General features: G+C 34.9%; 16 protein-coding genes and 1 pseudogene. 5 read left to right on the top strand and 12 right to left on the bottom strand.

Annotated elements, in window-relative coordinates:
- Positions 1–123: 123 nt before the first annotated feature.
- From ACTNDN_RS19630 to ACTNDN_RS19575, 12 genes are all read right to left on the bottom strand, one after another.
- Positions 124–1,830 carry an adenine deaminase C-terminal domain-containing protein gene (locus tag ACTNDN_RS19630; protein ID WP_441131910.1) on the bottom strand — a complete coding sequence of 569 codons (1,707 nt, stop codon included), beginning with the start codon at positions 1,828–1,830 and terminating at the stop codon, positions 124–126.
- Between the two features lie 13 nt (positions 1,831–1,843).
- Positions 1,844–2,902: an ABC transporter ATP-binding protein gene (locus ACTNDN_RS19625; protein WP_031540038.1), complete on the bottom strand. Its 1,059-nt coding sequence runs from the start codon at positions 2,900–2,902 to the stop codon at positions 1,844–1,846.
- A gap of 12 nt (positions 2,903–2,914) precedes the next feature.
- Positions 2,915–3,703, bottom strand: coding sequence for an ABC transporter permease (locus ACTNDN_RS19620; protein WP_031540039.1), 789 nt, complete (start codon positions 3,701–3,703; stop codon positions 2,915–2,917).
- A 6-nt stretch (positions 3,704–3,709) separates the two neighbouring features.
- Positions 3,710–4,531, bottom strand: coding sequence for an ABC transporter permease (locus ACTNDN_RS19615; protein WP_031540040.1), 822 nt, complete (start codon positions 4,529–4,531; stop codon positions 3,710–3,712).
- A 4-nt stretch (positions 4,532–4,535) separates the two neighbouring features.
- A complete protein-coding gene (locus ACTNDN_RS19610; RefSeq protein WP_031540041.1) occupies positions 4,536–5,483 on the bottom strand; it encodes a nucleoside hydrolase in 948 nt (315 codons plus the stop codon).
- Between the two features lie 17 nt (positions 5,484–5,500).
- Positions 5,501–6,550, bottom strand: a complete 1,050-nt coding sequence (locus tag ACTNDN_RS19605) for an ABC transporter substrate-binding protein (protein WP_441131920.1) — start codon at positions 6,548–6,550, stop codon at positions 5,501–5,503.
- Positions 6,551–6,976: 426 nt separating this feature from the next.
- Positions 6,977–7,297 (bottom strand): Na-translocating system protein MpsC family protein, encoded by a 321-nt coding sequence (locus tag ACTNDN_RS19600; RefSeq protein WP_031540043.1) that lies wholly within the window; start codon positions 7,295–7,297, stop codon positions 6,977–6,979.
- Positions 7,298–7,638: 341 nt separating this feature from the next.
- The gene (gene putP / locus ACTNDN_RS19595) at positions 7,639–9,108 is read right to left on the bottom strand and encodes a sodium/proline symporter PutP (protein WP_441131906.1); all 1,470 of its coding nucleotides are present in this window, start codon (positions 9,106–9,108) and stop codon (positions 7,639–7,641) included.
- Positions 9,109–9,390: 282 nt separating this feature from the next.
- Positions 9,391–9,687, bottom strand: coding sequence for a hypothetical protein (locus tag ACTNDN_RS19590; protein ID WP_031537293.1), 297 nt, complete (start codon positions 9,685–9,687; stop codon positions 9,391–9,393).
- Between the two features lie 180 nt (positions 9,688–9,867).
- Positions 9,868–10,947 (bottom strand): metallophosphoesterase, encoded by a 1,080-nt coding sequence (locus tag ACTNDN_RS19585; RefSeq protein WP_441131904.1) that lies wholly within the window; start codon positions 10,945–10,947, stop codon positions 9,868–9,870.
- 223 nt (positions 10,948–11,170) lie between these two features.
- Positions 11,171–11,365, bottom strand: coding sequence for a SunI/YnzG family protein (locus ACTNDN_RS19580; protein ID WP_435406674.1), 195 nt, complete (start codon positions 11,363–11,365; stop codon positions 11,171–11,173).
- Between the two features lie 264 nt (positions 11,366–11,629).
- Positions 11,630–11,860: a hypothetical protein gene (locus ACTNDN_RS19575; protein WP_349204984.1), complete on the bottom strand. Its 231-nt coding sequence runs from the start codon at positions 11,858–11,860 to the stop codon at positions 11,630–11,632.
- A gap of 316 nt (positions 11,861–12,176) precedes the next feature.
- On the opposite strand from ACTNDN_RS19575, the gene ACTNDN_RS19570 reads away from it, so the two are divergent.
- From ACTNDN_RS19570 to ACTNDN_RS19550, 5 genes and pseudogenes are all read left to right on the top strand, one after another.
- Positions 12,177–14,837, top strand: a complete 2,661-nt coding sequence (locus tag ACTNDN_RS19570) for a YhgE/Pip domain-containing protein (RefSeq protein WP_031537289.1) — start codon at positions 12,177–12,179, stop codon at positions 14,835–14,837.
- A 219-nt stretch (positions 14,838–15,056) separates the two neighbouring features.
- Positions 15,057–16,670 carry a lactate permease LctP family transporter gene (locus ACTNDN_RS19565; RefSeq protein ID WP_031537288.1) on the top strand — a complete coding sequence of 538 codons (1,614 nt, stop codon included), beginning with the start codon at positions 15,057–15,059 and terminating at the stop codon, positions 16,668–16,670.
- Positions 16,671–16,984: 314 nt separating this feature from the next.
- Positions 16,985–17,077: pseudogene (locus ACTNDN_RS19560) on the top strand (hypothetical protein); the annotation flags it as partial.
- Positions 17,078–17,083: 6 nt separating this feature from the next.
- Positions 17,084–17,293, top strand: coding sequence for an alpha-glucosidase C-terminal domain-containing protein (locus tag ACTNDN_RS19555; protein ID WP_441131901.1), 210 nt, complete (start codon positions 17,084–17,086; stop codon positions 17,291–17,293).
- Between the two features lie 219 nt (positions 17,294–17,512).
- A complete protein-coding gene (locus ACTNDN_RS19550) occupies positions 17,513–19,195 on the top strand; it encodes a sigma 54-interacting transcriptional regulator (RefSeq protein WP_441131918.1) in 1,683 nt (560 codons plus the stop codon).
- Positions 19,196–19,483 lie beyond the last annotated feature (288 nt).

Genomic DNA, 19,483 nt, shown 5'->3' with positions numbered 1-19,483 from the left:
CTACAGAAAAAAGACCGCAAAAAAGAGTTCTCAAAGTCATGAGAACTCTCTTGAAAATTGATATGGGGTAAAATCACAAAAGTACAACAGAAGTTATCCTTTGTCACAATAACTCCAATTCCCTTAAACCTCAAATGAAACAACTTTTCCTTCATTTACTGCAATTAACCCATAATCTGTAATCTTTAAGGCTGGGCTTACTGGAAGGGAAAGGGTGCTGAGGGACATGATTACATTGTAATGCTCGTAGCCTAGCGATTTTAAAGAGAGTGTTAATTCTTCAACTTGCCCTGCAATCACTTCTAATGGTTCTTCAGAGAGGATGCCGCCGACTGGTAATGGGACCATCGAAAGGATCTCTCCATTATGCACACAGCAGATACCACCTTGGTTCTTAATGACTTCATTTGCAGCAATCTGCATGTCCTTTTTATTTTTCCCTACAACTAATAGGTTATGATTGTCATGGGAGTAGGTAGTCGCGGCAGCACCTCGTTTTAGGATGTCTCCACCGATTAATGCAGATGCTTCATTTCCATTTTTTCCATAGCGCTCAAAGGTTTTTACTAAACTATAAGCGCTATCTGCCCATTGTAATCTACCAGCATGGACAGGCAGTGTGTCTTGTTTTTCTTCTGTAAAAGTGGAGCCATTTTGTACATGAATGGTGCGAACGGTCACATTCTTTTTGTCTGTATCCATTTGAATCTCGAAGTTTTCTGCATTTAATGGAGATAGCTTCACACTTTCATAGAAGGATGCAGGGAATTGTTTAGAAACAGCATCCTGTACATATGGTAGTTTTTGATCAAAGACCTTTTCGCCATTTTTATAAACAGCATCAATAGAAAATTCATCCAAATTGCTAACTATCACAAAATCGGCAATTTTACTTGGCGCGATAACACCTCTATCATACATTCTCATCCGCTTGGCAGGGGTATAAGTACATGCATAAATCGCATCTTCATAAGACATTCCCATTGAAATAGCCTTCTTTAGCAATACATTTAAATGACCTCTTCTTTGAAGTGAATCTGCCATCACATCATCTGTCACAAAACAAAAATGCTCTTTTACTGGATTTGCAATGAGATAATCGATTACCTCTGGAGTCATTGATTTCTCTTGGATTTCTAAAAACATGCCGATTGCGATTCTTTCTTTCATTCCTTCGACTGTTTGGTGCGTGTGATCAGAGCCTACTCCGGCAAATGCGATTCCTTGTAGCTCATCATCCAATAGCTTTGGTACATGTCCTTCGATAATTAGTTCTGGATAGTGCTTGCGAACATATGCGAGGATTTGATTGGTTTTGCAATCAGGCTTTGTGAGAACATCATAGTAATTCATGATTTCTCCTAAGCATTTAATTGATTCTGTCTGCAGTAATTCTTCAATATCCTCTATTTCAATTGCGCCTCCCGTTGTTTCCATAGAAGTTGCAGGAACGGAGCTAGGGATACCATAAAACATATCGACTTTTTCCGTTTTGCTTGCCTTTATCATTTCTTTTACACCATCAATGCCAAACACATTGGCCATTTCATGTGGTTCTGGAACAATCGTTGTTACCCCATTTTTAATTAAAGCATAGGAAAAAGTCGCAGGGCTTACCATTGTACTTTCGATATGCAAGTGAATATCAATTAAGCCTGGTACAATAAATTTTCCATTCGCATCAACAATCTCGTTTGCTTGGAAATAGTCTTTGCCTTTTTTTCCGATATAAAAGAACTTTCCATCTTTGATGGCAATATTTTCTTTTCTAAATTGTTTAAAATAACTGTTATACACCGTTCCATTTAATACAAGTGTATCTACTTGCATGAAAAACCCTCCTCTATTCCACAAGGACCATTTGATTCTTTGGAATAATCACCGTTACTTCTTGTCCATTTTTAAATGGCTGGACCATTTCTTTATTGATTGTAAAATCACCTAGAGCGGTTTGCACAACATATTGATAGCTTCTACCGAGGAATGTTGTGATTTTGATTGTTCCAGTCATCCCATTTGTAGGAATAGCTGTTGTGCTTTGCTCCATGATGAAATCATCGGGACGGATTGCACCAATCATTTTATTTAGATTTTCCATATGTTCATGACGGTCTATCGTAAATACCAATCCAGCTTTTTCAAGTTCGATATAATCTTTGTGATCTATTCGCTTATCAAAAGAAATAAAGTTTTTAAAGCCAATAAAGTCAGCGACGAATTTCGTTTCTGGATATTTATAAATGGTCGCAGGGTCGCTTAATTGTTCAATAATCCCTTTATTCATAATCGCAACTTGATCGGAAATAGAGAAGCATTCCTCTTGATCATGGGATACGTAAACAGTCGTAATTCCTAGTTCTTGCTGAATTCTGCGTATTTCGACTCTCATATTGACTCTTAGATTTGCATCTAGATTACTTAATGGCTCATCAAATAATAGAATGTCGGGTTCGATAACTAAAGCTCTCGCAATTGCCACGCGTTGTCTTTGTCCGCCAGATAGCTCTCCAGGAAACCGTTGTTCGAATCCTCTTAGATTAACGATTTCCAGCATATTAAGAACACGTTTCTCGATTTCCTTTTTGCTAATTTTACGTAAGCGCAAGCCGTACGCAATGTTGTCAAAGATGGAAAGATGGGGGAATAGGGCATAGTTTTGAAAAACAAAGCCAAAGTTCCGTTTGTTCACAGGAACCTTCGTATAATCTTTATCTTGGAAAATAAATTTTCCATTACTTGCTTCTAAAAACCCAGCAATCAAGCGAAGGGTTGTTGTTTTTCCACAGCCACTGGGACCTAATAAGGAAACAAGCTGCCCTTTTTCGATACTTAAATTAAAATCTTCTAATATATTTTTCTTCTCATAAGCGACAGATACATTTTCTAAAGTAAATAATGCCATTTTTATCCTCCATTATCTTTTCGTGAAATAAGACAGGCCCATTAATCTTTCGACTGCAAACATAAAGATGGCAGTAAGGAACATTAATAGAACAGAGATTGCTGCAACAGTAGGATCAAAGTAATTTTCTACATATAGCAGCATTTGAATTGGAAACGTACTTACACCAGGTCCAGTCATATAAACAGAAATATCCACATTATTGAAGGACTCTAAAAAGGCAATCATGACTGCTGCAATAATGCCTGATTTAATATTTGGCAATACTACGCTAAAGAATGTCCCAATTCTAGTCGCGCCAAGGCTGAGTGCTGCTTCTTCTATAGAAAAATCAAAGTTTGCCAGACTAGAAGAAATAACGCGAATAATAAATGGTAGCATGATGACCGTATGCCCGATAAATAGGGATAAATAAATAGGAAGGTTGTAGGTCACAACAATATAGCGTAAAAAGGAAAAACCTAGAACAATTCCTGGAATAAGAATTGGAGATACAAAGATAGCATTGATAATGCCCTTGCCAGCAAAGTGGAAACGACTAAGCGCATAAGCTGCTGGGACGCCAAGCAATAATGCTAGAATGTTTCCTGCTATAGATACGATAATAGATGTCTTAAAAGTGCTTAAAAACATCTCTACCTTAAAAATATTTTCATACCATCTAAAGGAATACTCTTCTGGAGGGAATTTCAGAATGCTTCCACTCTCAAAAGAGGTAATCGATATTATTACAAGTGGCCCAAGTAAAAAAATAAAGACGAGGATTGTAAAGAGGGCCAATCCTCTATGTTTCTCTTGCATACACGTTTACCCCTTTGGATTTAGTTTTTTTGCAACACCATTCATGATAGAGATAATGATAAAGGTAACAACAATCATTATCGTTGCCACAATAGAGGCAAGTTTCCAATCATTTAGTGTAATGGCATTTTGGTAAAGAAAAGTGGAAATCACTCGTTGCTTACCACCTAGTAAGGCTGGTGTTGTATATGCGGTAAAGCTGCCAACAAATACTAAAATACTCCCAATAACAAGACCTGGAACACATAATGGCACAATAATTTTCATAAAGGTCGCAATCTTTGAAGCGCCTAGACTTTCCGATGCGCGTAATAAATCACCGTCGATATTCTCCATTACACCAACAAGTGTTACGATAATTAATGGAAGAAAAAGGTGAATTAATCCGATAATAATGGCATTTGGTGTATATAAAATGTTTAAAGGCTCCTGGATAAGCCCTAGGCTCAATAACGTTTTATTTAACACACCATTTTTTCCAATGATAATCATCCAGCTAAAGGAGCGGACGACAGGGCTTGTCAGCAATGGAAAAATGGTAAACAACAAGAGTATGGCTTTTCTTTTGCTAGGAAGCTTAGCGATATAATAGGAAACTGGAAAGCCAATTAATATACAGATAAAGGTAGTTAGTAGACTTACTCGCAAAGTAGTAAGAAGGATATCGATAAAATATTTATCTTTAAAGAAATCGATATATCCTTGTAAACTAAAGGTTCCTTCGTCGTGAAAGGTTGTACCAATCATCGAAAGAATAGGAATCACTAAAAATATTGTTAAAAATAATACACCCGGTAGTAAGAGTAAGTATAAATATCGTTTCTTCAAGACGTCACTCCCTTTCCTCAAAGTGACCATTTAAAATGTCTATAAACATCTGGAAGAAGGCATGATCATCCACTTTTAAGGAAACTAGTAAATTTGCTTTTTTATTAAGGCGATTTTGAAAGTCACAAATAAGCTGACCATCACATAATTCGCTTTTGGTTTCTATATCGACGAAATACTTTTCCGTTTCCACGATTTTTTTATTTATCGCAATTCCAACAGCTAGTGGATCATGCATAGCACAAGCATGAATACCATAACGGCCAAAATACTTCTGTTGATAATCGTTTGTGCTTTGACTAATATATTCTCTTAATGTGTCATCTTTAATGAATTCGAGATGTTCTTTCGTCAATAATGCTTTTCTTGTTACATCTAAACCAACTTGCGTGATAGAAGGAAAGCCTGCATGTAAAACGATTTTGGCAGCTTCTGGATCCACATAACTGTTAAATTCAGCTGTTGGGGTAACATTGCCTGGTCCTTTTACTACACCACCCATGAAAATAACCTCTTTTACGTGTTTCGTAATTTGCGGACATTTTTTAACAGCTAATGCTAAATTTGTTAATGGTCCAGTGAACACTAATGTCACCTCGCCGGAAAAGCTAAGAATTGAATTAATCAAAAAATCTGGAGCGAAGCCATCACTCACAGGATGAGTGACAGCTGCCTCCTTTAGTGCTCCGCCTAAACCATCTTCTCCATGGATGCGGTGTTCGAAGAAGGGCTCCCGAAGTAGAGGAGTGGCGGCACCTTTGATAACAGGAATATGATCTGCTTTTAATAAATCTAGTATTTTGCATGTGTTTGTTGTTGCTTGGTCTAGAGAGACATTGCCGTTAACGGTTGTAATCCCTAAAATATCAAATGCGTTGCTCTTTACTGCTAGTAGAATACCAATTGCATCATCAATGCCAGTGTCTACATCCAATATTAGCTTCTCTTTCATGATGACCCTCTTTTCTATTATTGAACTAGCTCACGATTCCAGCGATCGATCCAATCTTTTAAATTGTCGTTGATAAATTTCATATCTAATGTGTGTAAGCTTGCGATAACATCTTCTCCATATGTTAAACCTTCTGCTTCTTCCTCGGTTAATTCAACTTGTGTATTAACAGGTGAATCGACTTTGTTCTTTGCAGATTTTTCTTGTGCTTCTTTTCCTAAAATATAGTTGATGAATTTTTCGGAAATTTCTTTTTGATCGGTATCTTTTACTACGTTCATTGTGTTCATAACAGCATACCCGCCTTCAGCTGGTGTAACAAATTCAGCATTAGGCACTGCTTCCTGTAAATCAGCAAAATACATTTCCATGATTGGTCCTGCAGCTATTTCACCTTGAGCAAACATATTTACATATTCAGAAGTTTGTCCATATTCTTTCACGACGCTTGGCATTAATGCCTTTAATTGTTCAAAAGCCTTATCTTCGTTAAAAGCTTGTTCGCCGCTAACTAGGGATGCAGCATCTACAATCATTGGTCCTGTTGTGGATGTAATGCTAGGAATGGTTATTTTTCCTTTTAAATCCTCACTCCATAGGTCTTTCCAAGAAGTAATTGGCTTTGCTACTTCATCAGGATTATAAGCAATTCCAAACTGAGCAATGGTATAGGCTGGGCCATAATCTTCTCCTAGTGGAGCTTTTGCTGCTTCGTAAATATTATCTAGATTAGAAAGCTTGCTACGGTCAATTGTTTCAAATAAATCATCTTCAATTCCTTGTTGTGCATAATAGTCAGATAGGAAAATGACATCTATATCTGAATTTCCTTGTCTTACTTTATTTAATCGATCTGCATTATTGCCAGTATCTAAAACGATTTCTACATTATTTTCTTCTTCGAATGGTGCATATATTTCGTTGCGGAAGAAATCTTCGTTAAATCCCCAAGTGGAGATAACTAATTTTTCTTTTGTTTCTTTGCTGCTGTTTGCTGTGTCATCTGAACTACAAGCGGCTAATAGTAAGAAGGATGAAGCTGTAACTGCACTAACTAATTTTTTCATTTTCATTTTTGAACCCTCCAAATGATTTTGTTTGTTAATGGTTAAAAGACTATCTTTTTTGCTAGCGTTGATAATAATAAAAGGCTATTTTCTAAAGTTTGTCGCTATGGCCCGCAGCCGGAATACACTTCGCTTTCCGTGGGGCTCGCGCTGAGCCGCTTCGTCGCTACGCTCCTGCAGGGTCTCAGACTGTCTCGCTAATCCCACAGGAGTCTACGTGTATTCCGACTGCTAATTGTTTCCAACTAATTCTTTTTTCCCATTGATAAAACAACAATCTTTTAGAAAACAGCCTAATAAAAAAAGACAAGCTTAAATAGAATTATCCTTCTACTTAAGATTGTCTTTTCTTTGTAAACAAAGATTAAACTTATCTTTTGTATATGTCGGCGTTCTGCTTAGATAAATCCAAGAAGAAATCCAAGTTTAATTTTTAGATAATACAATGTTTGTAAAAGCAAGCTGTGTGAAAGAATCATAATCCCTAAGAATCGCTTCGATATTCCAATTTGTTGTTTCTTCTAGTTGTTCTTTAAGCTTTTTCTTAAAAAGTAAGGACAGATGAAAGTCAACTTCTTGTTTAAGGCTGGGTACTTCTCCTTCCAGAGCAGCAGAGCGTGATGCACGAGGATGCTTTGCGTGAAGGGTGATAACATTTTGTTCGATTGTTACCTTTAATAATGTTGTACCAGCACCAAATAACTCCTTAGAAATCTTGTTATACACATGAGATAAAAATTTCTTCATTTCATTTGCATCGATGATAAATCACCTGCCAAACTATTGATATTGGTTATTATACATATTATTTTTTGTTATTTCAATAGAATGTGCGGATTTTGACGAAAAAAATATTAATTTGTCGTATATTGTAAGAATTGGATAGTAAAAAACGAACTTTTGATTTATGGAGGAATATTAATAAGGGAAGTGATGGAGGGCTAATGGAATATTGCTAAAATTATATATATTCATAACCTTATTATATTATCTTTGATATTACTAGTGTTTTGTAAGGTTTATTAACATTTTTTCAGTAGGGGAAATAAATGGACGGTTCTTCCAAAGAGGAAGAACCGTCACAATGCTTACTTTTTCATCACATCTTCCATCTGATGATATTGCTCTTCTATTTCTTTTGATGGCTTTTCAGTTGCTAAGCTGACTAGTATGACTGCAATGGTGCTTAATAGGAAGCCGGGAATCATTTCATAAAGTGTTTCTTGTAAGACGGAAATATTTGCCCAGATGAGAACCGTTACAGCTCCCACAAGCATTCCTGCTAAAGCTCCCCATTTTGTCATCCTCTTCCAATGTAAACTTAACAAGATTACAGGACCAAATGCTGAACCGAAGCCTGCCCATGCGTAACCAACCAGTCCTAAAATCGTATCATTTGGGTTGATAGAAAGAGAGATTCCAACCAATGCTACAATCAATACAGTTATACGTCCAATAAGAACAAGTTCCTTATCGCTAGCATCTCGACGGAAAAATGTCTTGTAAAAATCTTCTGTTAACGAACTAGCAGTTACCAGTAGCTGAGAAGAAATGGTACTCATGATAGCAGCTAGAATTGCAGCTAATAAAAATCCAGTAATCAATGGATGAAATAGAATAGTAGAAAAAGCAATAAAAACTGTTTCAGGATCGGCTAACTCCTGTCCTTGAATAGAGTAATAGGCAATCCCAATAAGACCAGTCAACATGGCACCAATGATAGAAACAATCATCCATCCCATACCAATTCGACGTGCTGTCTTTAATTGTTTAATACTACCTATAGCCATAAATCGAACAATGATATGTGGTTGCCCAAAGTAACCTAAACCCCATGCTAATAAAGATAGTATTCCTAAAAAGGAGGTTCCTTTAAAAAAGTCTAAGAGGGAAGGATCCACATTTTTAATTTCTTGAAAGGTATCCTGTACGCCACCTATATCTGTAAAAGCTACAACAGGAACTAATATGAGCGCAATAAACATAATGACACCTTGAATAAAATCAGTCATGCTTACTGCTAAAAATCCGCCGAATAAAGTATAGGCAACAACAACCCCAGCTGTTATAAATAAGCCTACTTTATAGTCGGTATTAAAAGAGCTTTCAAACAATCGGCCACCAGCCACAAGGCCTGATGATGTATAAAGAGTAAAAAAGATTAAAATAACGAGCGCTGAAACAGAACGGAGTATTTTCGAATAATCATTAAAGCGATTTTCTAAAAAATCTGGAATGGTAATAGAATCGTTCGCCACTTCTGTATAAGTGCGAAGTCGTGGGGCAATGATTAGATAGTTTAAATAAGCACCAATTGTTAATCCGATTGCTAACCATAAGCTTGAAATTCCAGAAGCGTACATCGCACCTGGTAATCCCATTAACATCCAACCACTCATATCAGAAGCGCCTGCAGACAATGCAGTTACAGCCGGCCCAAGACCACGCCCTCCTAACATATAATCATTCAAATCAGATGTTTTTTTATACGAATAATAACCGATTAACAACATACCTACTAAATAAATTCCTAAAGAAATAAATACTTCTACCTGCACCAAATCTCTCCCTTACAAATTATAAGTCTTGAATACTAAAGTGTTGACAGCTGTCTTTTGTATTCTTGTATCTGATACATTTACCTACCTTAACAACAATTGAAAAAGCTTGCAAGGAAGAATAGGCATCTTGCCAAACTGAAAAATGGCGATGATTCCCAGCGTTTTAATAATGAAAACACATTCATAAATAATTATATTTCTAATATTCAGAAATTAATTAGAGGGACGACTTTGCTTTTTGAAAAACTGGAAGGGGGGAGAATTGTCCCTACCTGTCCATCAAAAAGCATCCGGATATTCTTCTTGGAAATATTGCAAAAGGGCAGACTGATTTTTTTGAAATGCTATGCAAAGCTGCTGGCCTAATGGTACGGGTAAAATCTTTTTCTGGCAAAATGGACAGATAGCCTTTTCCTTAAATACATGTTTTACGTTTATAGGAAAAGGATTTTTGGAATTACCAATTAGAAATTGATAATTATGATTGCTAACGCGAAATAATATCTCCATTCCGTCAAAGCTATTGGATGGATAAATAGTAATTGCTTCAATAGGTAGTTCTCGAATCACTAGCATAAATAAATTCCGCCTTTATTGTATAGACTTTTGATATAATTAAACTATACCATTAATTGATAGCGTATTCAATTATCGGAAATGGAACATCCCCTAAAAAACCTTTTCTGATAATGCATTGGGTTCTCGATAAAATCTACTGCGTTTTTCAAAATAAAAAAGAGAGCGGATATCCGCTCCTTATAAACAATCTTTCGTTATCCATCCTAGCATGCCATCTTTTTTAATCAATGTGTATCCTGTGCAAGTGTCATCAATAATGGATACATGATCATCTTTATGTACGGTAAGCTGAGCACAGGATACGTCCGTTTTTACTTGGTATTTTCCATCGTTAAGTAGGTGAATGTATTCGTTTTTCACAAAAATGACGCGATTTGTCTCTAACTGCTTGCATTGTGTAAAGTAATCATTTTTTGCTAATGGCTGAATAGAGTAATAGGGATAATTAATCGCACCAAACTTAGTAGAATCGGCATAAAAGTCTTGGCGGACTTTCCTAGTAGGGAAATGGTCAACATATGTATAAGAAAGTGTATCTCCTTCTATCATTAATGCATTTAGCTGTCCAGTTGGTTTCACCATATTTCCACCGTCAATGGCGATTATTTTTTTGTCCTCATTAATAATTGGATTGTCAGAAGGAAACTCAGTTGAATAGTTTACAACTGGCCAATGTCCAACAACAACGTATTTATTCGCTTGATGGTTCTTTTCTAAAAAAGAAGGAATCGAAATGGCGAGTTCTCTATCTGTTTCCTGCCAATTGTTGATATTCTCTAAGCCTGCATGAACAAAGATAAAGTGTTCTGTTTCAATAGCGGTGTGGAGATTAACCAGCCAATCGATTTCATGGCTAAAATGTTTCATTAGTAGCTGTTTTATTTCTTGAACTGTTGTTTGCTCTGTAATAATAAAATCTAGTTCTTCCAACCACTCATTTACGAGAGAATGTTTTTGTCTTGCAAGATATTTTAATAGAGCAGGATTCTCATTCAAAAGTTCCTCTATCAACGCATCGCAGTTTCCCTCTGTTACATAGACATTTGGATGTTTACTAGAAAGGTCCATAATATAACGAATCACTTCTTTACTACTAGGTCCTTTTTCACACATATCTCCATTTATCATTAAGTAATCATCTTGACGATAATTCACTTTATGTAGGAGCTTTTTTAATAGATTGACTTCTCCATGTATATCGGAAATAACGATGATACGCTGGTGATTTGGAATGGCTATTTTCTTTATTTTTTCCACTGTAATAAAACTCCTTCCATTTATTTCTATTGATAGAATTGTTTGAATTTACTATATGATCATTATATAAATGAAGACATGAGATAGATAGTCTTTTTAAAAGAGAGTAGTTTCTCCTTCAAAAAAAGTAGTATATTTTAATCACTTGCTTGATTAAGTTCGAGTAAATGACTTTAGTCAAAAAAAAACCACAAATCGGCTAATTTTGTGGTGTCAAAGAAATTTATTTTTCCTTAATGAAATTCGTAATCTTGTTCTGCAAATTTCCGATACTTGTATAAATAATATAATTATCTGTTTTGGTATGTATGATGACCCTGTCTGTGTTTCCATAAGGAAAACCAATTCTTATTCCGGTTATTTCTTTCCCAGCATATGTTTCGTCATTTGCTACTGCTGTAATGTCTGATAAGGGAATTTCAATGGTGCTTAGTTGCCATTTTATGTGTAAATGGTCGTTGTGTTTTTTACCTTAACTTCCAACATTGCCCTATCACTCCTTTTAACGATGTTTACGGATTTTATTGGGAAAAGTTTCAAAAAAACTAGGGAAGGAGAATTAGAAGAGTGAGAGAACAGCTGGAGCGGAAGCGAGTTCAAATGAAATGCTATTTTCTTCTATTATAATAGAAAAAGGCAATTCTCCTGCTCCCAAAATGGATGCAAAAGAACCGCCTTGCTATTAATCTTCCCAAGCACGATAATCGTGCCTTGTCTCCATATCTTTTAGTCCCTGTTGTAACATCACTTCCATCGCTATTCCCTCCATTGAAAATAATATCGTACTATCTCCTTGTCCTACATTAATAAGGTGTACCTGCAGCTTATTAGCAGCAGATGCAGGTGATACAAAAACAGTAGATAGAAGTAAGATAAATACTGGCAATAATGATTTTAGTTTTTCCATATACATTCTATTCCTCTTTATGCCAAGAAGAAATATAGCATTATTTAAAAGGGAATGTAGAAAAAAATACCAAAATAAAAACAAAGGGATGATACTTTCTAATTATTTTTTGTGAGGCAAAAGAACTTATGGTGACAAGGCAGAAAAGAGGGGACCTGGCAAGCTTGTTTTAGAGATTCATGCAGTAGCAGAAAACAAAAGAGCAATTTATTTTAAGCCGGTCAAATTTCAAATGTATCGAATTATTCTTCTATTTAATTATGAATGGTATTATAATCATTTCCATACAATAAATTAAGTTTTAACAAAGGTGGTCTGTTTTTTGAAGAATGCATTTACTATTTATCGAAATGATTGGATTCGTATTTTTAAAGCTCCAGTAGCTGCTTTTTTAATAGTGGCTCTTATGATTTTGCCTTCTCTTTACGCATGGTTTAATTTGAAAGCTTCATGGGATCCATATTCCAATACGAGTGGGATTAAAATTGCTGTGACAAGTGAAGATGATGGAGCGGTTATTCGCGATAATTCTGTCAATATTGGTGATGAAATTGTAGCGAGCTTAAAGGAAAATAATAAGCTTGGCTGGGAATTTGTAAGTAAAGAAAAAGCGAAGCAGGGGGTTAGGCAAGGAGACTATTATGCAAGCCTATACATACCAGATGATTTTTCTGCTAAAATTGCCACGATTTTAGATGACAAACAAGTAAAGCCTGAAATTGACTATAGTGTTAACGAAAAATTAAACGCAATCGCGCCAAAAATGACATCAACTGGTGCTTCTACCATTGTACAACAAGTGAAAGAAAACTTTATACATACCGTAAGTGAGTCTGTTTTGAGTGTTTTTAATGACGCTGGAATTAAACTGGAAGAAGAATTGCCGACGATTCGAAATATAGAAGAGAAAATTTTTGCGTTAGAAAAAGAAGTTCCTAAAATAAATGAACTGGGAGAAAAGGTGGTAAAGCTTGAAAGTAAATTGCCGGAAATCAATAGACAAGCGCAAAAAATCTTAGCGTTAGAAGCTGCATTTCCGGAAATTAATGAAGCCAGTAAAAATATCCTGTTATTAGAAGAGAAGATTCCGGAACTAGAAAAGGTAGGAGAAGGTGTACTTCTATTACAGGAAAAGGCGCCAGAGATACAAAAACTAGGTGATCGAGTAACGGAGCTAGATGCTCACTTTGCTGATATTAGTGAAATGGTAACAAGTGCATTATCGAATGTAGAAGATATGCAATCCTTTCTTGAAACAGCAAGTGGTTCATTAGAGCAAATAGAGCAAGGGATAAATAATGGTAAGCAAATTGCAGACGTACTCCCAGCGTTTATGGAAGCAAATGGGCAAGCACTTGATGCTGTTGGTCCAGTTTATAAGCAAAATCTTCTGCTTTATCAAAAAACAGCTGATGCTGTTCATCAATTTGCAGCGTCAGTAAAGGCAGGAGCACTAACAGAAGAAGAAGTTTCAAAAACGGCATTGACTTTACAGGCACAAGTGCAAACAAGCATCGATAGTTTAACACGGTCGATTTCATTATTTACTACTCTAAACAGTGCAACCTCAAATGGAGAGGAAGCTTTATTAACAGAAATAGAAGACTTACAAGCATTGCAAGTAAATTTTCAGCAAGAAAAAGAGAAGCTTCAGACGATTAAGGCAGATGATGAGGAAGAAGCAAGCACTTTAATGGCATTATCACAAGAAGCAATAGAGCTTAGTACTACCCTCATAGATCGATATGATCAGCAAACAGAACCAGCGATTAATCGTACATTAGAAGGGATAAAGGATTCTGCGCAAAATGCAATGAATGATTTAGAAAGTGCACAAGAGAATATACCAAAGCTAGAAGAGATAATAAAAAATACAGAAGAGTCACTAACTTTCGCAAAGGAAGAATTATCCAAGCTAAACGCTAATTTACCTAAAATAGAAAAAGAAATTCATGAAGCGACAAATCTAATACAGGAAAATATGGATAAAGTTATGGAAGGTATTAATGACGCAGCAAATTTTTATAAAGATTCCTTTCCAGCTTTAAAGGAAAAGCTTCATGCAGCAGCAGACTTTGTTCGTGATGACCTTCCTGCGGCTGAAGAAGATATTTCTAAAGTGGCTGCATTTATTGAGAATGATTTGCCAAGAGTAGAAGATGCTGTTCATAAAGCAGCAGATATGGTCCAAAATGAACTGCCAAATTTAGAAGCTACATTGACTAAAACAGCAGATTCTATTCGGACTTTTGAAGATGAATACGATCTAAGTGAGATTATTTCTTTGTTGAAAAATGATATACAGCAAGAAAGTGACTTTATATCTGACCCTATTGTATTAAATGAAAATTCTCTGTTTCCAATTCCTAATTATGGTTCAGCGAATTCTCCTTTTTATACAACCTTAAGTTTATGGGTTGGTGCCTTATTGCTCATTTCTTTATTAAGAGTGGATGTTCGAAATCCTGAAGGCATGTACACGTCTAATCAAATATACTTTGGAAGATGGCTCACTTTTGTAACAATCGGATTATGTCAGAGTTTGATTGTTACACTAGGAGATATATTTATCTTAAAGGCATATGTAGCAGAACCAGTTGCATTTGTGTTGTTCAGCATGTTTATTAGCATAATATTTATGACTATTGTTTACACATTGGTTTCTGTTTTTGGCAATCTTGGCAAAGGATTAGCGATTATTTTTCTTGTGTTGCAGTTATCTGGTTCTGGCGGTACATTCCCTATTCAAGTTGCACCACCATTTTTCCAGACCATTAATCCCTTCCTGCCCTTTACACATGCTATTAATCTGTTAAGAGAAACAGTAGGCGGCATGGTGAAAGAAACAGTACTATTTTCAATTAGTATGCTTCTCGTTTTTAGTGCAATTGCCTTCATTATTGCTCTCTTTTTAAAAAAGCCATTGGAAAAAGGAACGAAAAAAATGACAGAAAAGGCAAAAGCAAGCGAGATTATTCATTAATAATATAACAAAATATAATACTGGGTTAGAGGACAAAAAATGCGTAAGGACTGTTTCATATTTCCAATTAGGAAATATGAAACAGTCCTTTTTGCTAATTGTAACGAATAATTAGGAAGCGATAAGGGAAAAAGAAGGAAGATATAAATTTTTAGTAAGAGTATTTACTCTAGTTGCCTTGCAAACTGTAGTTAATCGTGAAGGAGGAGAAAAAGTAAAATGACACCATGGAATCAAGTATATCACCCATTAAATAATTTATGGATTTCAGCATTGGTTGCTGCAATTCCCATCATAAGCTTTATCTTATTATTGACGGTGATGAAACTAAAAGGATATATCGCTGGTGCATATAGTATGGTTATTGCTGCATTAGTGGCTATTTTTCTTTATAAGATGCCAATAATCCTTGTGATAATGGCAGCTTTTTATGGAATCATAGCTGGCATATGGCCGGTAGCTTCTATCGTATTTGCTGCAATATTTCTTTATAAAATAACGGTTAAAACAGGAAAATTCAAAATAATTGAAAATAGTATTTCTTTTATCACTTCTGATCAACGATTACAAGTACTTATTGTAGCTTTCTCTTTTGGAGCATTTTTAGAAGGGGCTGCTGGTTTTGGAGCTCCAGTAGCTATTACAGCAGCAATTTTAGTAGGTTTAGGCTTTAGTCCTGTATATGCAGCAAGTCTCTGTTTAATCGCAAATATAGCTGGTGGTGCATTTGGAGCAATGGGAATCCCAGTTACCGTCCCTTCTATACTAACAGGGCTAGATAGCTTAATGGTTGGTAGATACACTGCAATGGTTATTCCGGCTATTAGTATACTTGTTGCGTTCTTATTAATAGGTATAATCGATGGATGGAAAGGAATGAAGCAAACTTTTCCTGCTATTTTAGTCAGTAGTATGTCATTTGCTTTCACACAGGCAGTGGTGCTTTACTTTGTTGGTGCTGCTTTAGCCGATATTTTTGCTGCGATTGTCAGTTTGATAGCTCTTGCATTATTTTTACAAGTCTGGCAGCCAAAAGAAATATATCGAATAAAAGAAGAAGGGGATTCGCAAAAAAAGAGCTATTCTTTCGGTTCCATTGCTTACGCGTGGTTGCCTTTTATTTTTTTAACGATTATTGTTACGTTATTTAATCTATCCATTGTAAAAGACTTATTTAGTCCGGGAGGTCCATTAGAAAAACTGGTTTTTTTACTTCCCATTCCATTTTTAAATAATAATGTTATAAAGTTACCTCCTATTGTTCCTGTGGAAACACCATATCCTGCAGTATTTAAATTTGATTTATTTTCATCAACAACTACGGCAATCCTTATAACTATTATAGTTGCATGCTTTCTTTTTAAATGTAGTAAACAGCTATTGGGAGAAACATTGACAGAAACTGCAAAAGAATTATTTTCTCCTGTACTAACAATATGTAGTGTGTTAGCTTTTGCTTATATTTGTACTTATTCGGGTATGTCTTCCACTCTTGGTTTGGCGTTTGCTTCTACTGGAAATATCTTCCCATTATTTTCTCCTGTTTTAGGATGGTTAGGTGTATTTTTAACTGGTTCGGTTGTAAATAGTGGTTCGTTATTTGCACCATTGCAAGCCGTAACAGCATCTCAAATTGGGATAATTTCTGAAAAAATGGTTGCAGTGAATGTAATGGGCGGTACAATGGCAAAAATGATTTCTCCACAGTCTATTGCCGTTGCAGCTGCAGCAGTAGGACTTTCAGGACAAGAAAGTAAATTATTTAATATCACCATAAAATATAGCATCCTATTACTTGTGTTAATTGGCATAATTAGTTGGCTATTGTTTTAGGTATACAAAAATTTTTATGATTTCTGTACGTTTTTTCATATTTAATAGACAGAATGGATTAAAAGGTTTGTTAAGAAAAAAGGAAGATATCTAATAAAAAGGAAAAAAATGAAATTGTAAATGCATAAATTTTTATTGAAAACTTGTATCATTTATTGCAATCGGACCAATTACATTCTTTTTTGGTAACCAGATTACAGGCGGCGTTGTAGCTATCTTTGATTTTGCTCCTTTTTTAGGTGGATTAATTTATGGTGGATAGTATGCACCACTTGTAATTAGTGGAATACATCAAACTTTAGAACGCCAATTATAAAAAGGTAAATGTCAAAAGCGCAATTGCCGATCCTAATTCTTTCTATCATTATTATCGTAAGCTTATTGAGTTACGAAAAAAAATGAAGTGATCGTTTATGGGCAGCTATCACTTATTGCTAGAAAATCATCCGGAAATTTTTGCTTATAAGCGTTCTTTAAATGAGGAAACATTTGTTGTTATTTATAACTTTAGTGAGAAAGAGATAGAGACGGAGTTTTTACAAGAACTTTCCGAGGGCGCAGCCGAAATGCTAATTAGTAATTATCAAGAAAGAAGAGAGTACAATGTTAATGCGACCGTATGAGGCTAAGGTTTATTTGCTAAAATAAATTTGGTTATTCAAGCTTAATTACTAAAAAGATAAGCTGAATTATATAGTAGAGGACAGTTAGACTAGCATGTAAATGGATGTACAAGCTAGTAAGCTGTTCTTTTTGTTTATATTAAAAAAATTTAGCGAATAATTAGACTATTTAGTATGATAGTATTAAGCCAAGATAGAAGAAAGGAATAAGTGATAGATATGGTTGAACAAAGAATCCTTGATTATTTTCCTTTTGGTATTATCCTTACAAATGAAAACGGAACGATATTGTATATGAATGATATGGCATTAAAAATGACAAAGAAAATAAAAAGAGATATTATTGGCATTAATATTCTCGAAGTCATTACGAATAGTTCTCTTCATAAATGTATAAAAAAAGGTCAGTCTACTATTTCGTCTACAAGATTAAATGAAATAGATTCACAAATCCTCTATGAAACATGTCTTCAGAGAAATGGAAATTCACCAATGGGGTTAATTCTGTTATTTCATGAGAGCCTTATTGAGCATCTGGCTTTTCATACGAGAAGAATAGGGGGATTAAAACAAGAATTTGATCTAATTATGAGTTTGATTGGAGAGCTTATTACCATTTCTGATGCGAATGGAATTATTTTAAGAGTAAATGAAGCGTGTGAGCGGATAATGGGGGTAAAAGAGAAAGAGTTTGTAGGTAAACCAATAGAACGGATGGAATTTGAAAAAATAATAGATAATTCTTCAACGAAACGAGTGCTCAATGAGGGGAGGAATGTGACGATAGTTCAAACTACTAAATCTGGAAGAAGATTATTAGTAAAAGGATATCCTATCTTTAATGAAAAGGGCACTTTAGAAAAGGTAATCAATATATCAAAGGATATTACAGAGACAGAGGAATTATTAACAAAACTAAATGAGACAAAAGAATTATTGTATGAATATCAAACTGAACTTCATAATAAAAGAAGTGAAACAGAAGAAGTTATTATAAAATCCCCAGCCATGAAAAAAACCTCTGATTTAATTAATTGGATTGCTGAAGTAGATTCACCTGTATTGTTTCGAGGGGAATCTGGTGTTGGTAAAGAGTTTTTTGCTAAAATACTTCATCAAAAAAGTTTACGACGAATAGGTCCATTTGTAAAAGTAAACCTAGGGTCAATTCCAGAAGATATGATTGAGACGGAATTATTCGGAAACCGAGGTCCCCTTATACAATCTGGATCTATAATGGCTGCTCAAAATGGAGTTCTATTTTTGGATGAAATTGAAAAGTTGCCTATCCATCTACAAGTTAGATTGTTACAGGTTTTGCAGGAAAAGAAGATGATAAGTCCTGTGAATGAAGCACCGATTGAAATAGATGTTAGAGTTATTTGTTCAACAACTCAAGATTTAGAAAAGCTCATGGAGGAAAATCAATTTCGAAGCGAGCTTTACTATTGGCTAAATGTTGCACCTATTTGTATTCCAAGTTTAAGAGAGAGAAGAGAAGAAATTCCTTTTTTGGCCCATCATTTTCTAACTGTATTTAATGAAGTTTATAACCGAAGCAAAAGATTTAATCCAACTATATTTAATGTGCTTATGGATTATCCTTGGACCGGAAATGTTAGAGAACTTCAAAACACAATAGAGCGTCTTGTGGTGACAATTTCGGAAGAAGAGCTTACTAAAGAGCATCTATCTCATGCAATGTTAAAGAAATCAATTAGGCTTGATGGAGAAAATAAAACATTGAAATCTTTAGTGGATTCCTTTGAAAAGCAAATAATTGAAGAAACAGTAGAGAATTGCAGAACGATGAAGGAAGCTAGTGTCAAACTTGGAGTTGATGCTTCTACTCTTTCTAGAAAAATTAAGAAATTAGGTATACATATTGCAAAAATGCAATAACTAGTGATTTTTTGCAATTAAATAAAAGAATTAGCTAGAGTAAGAGATTTAAGAAAAATAGAAAACCTCTATTGCAATTTTGCAATAGAGGTTTTTGTTCTAAAAAATAGAGTGTGAGAAAATCTAACATAATTATTTAGAAATCATTGAATATATAATAAATTAAACGAAAGATTGTAAGTGATTAATAAACTTATACCTGAATTATTCATAGAAAATCATTAATTGGTTACAATCGTTATTCCAATAAGCTTTTTTGTTAAATGTTAATTCACTTGATAAATGAAA

The organism is Niallia sp. HCP3S3_B10 (assembly GCF_052064465.1).
In the GTDB taxonomy this organism is placed as follows: domain Bacteria; phylum Bacillota; class Bacilli; order Bacillales; family Cytobacillaceae; genus Niallia; species Niallia hominis.
Note: the sequence above shows the minus strand (reverse complement) of the source record. Positions and strands in the feature narration are given on the sequence as shown.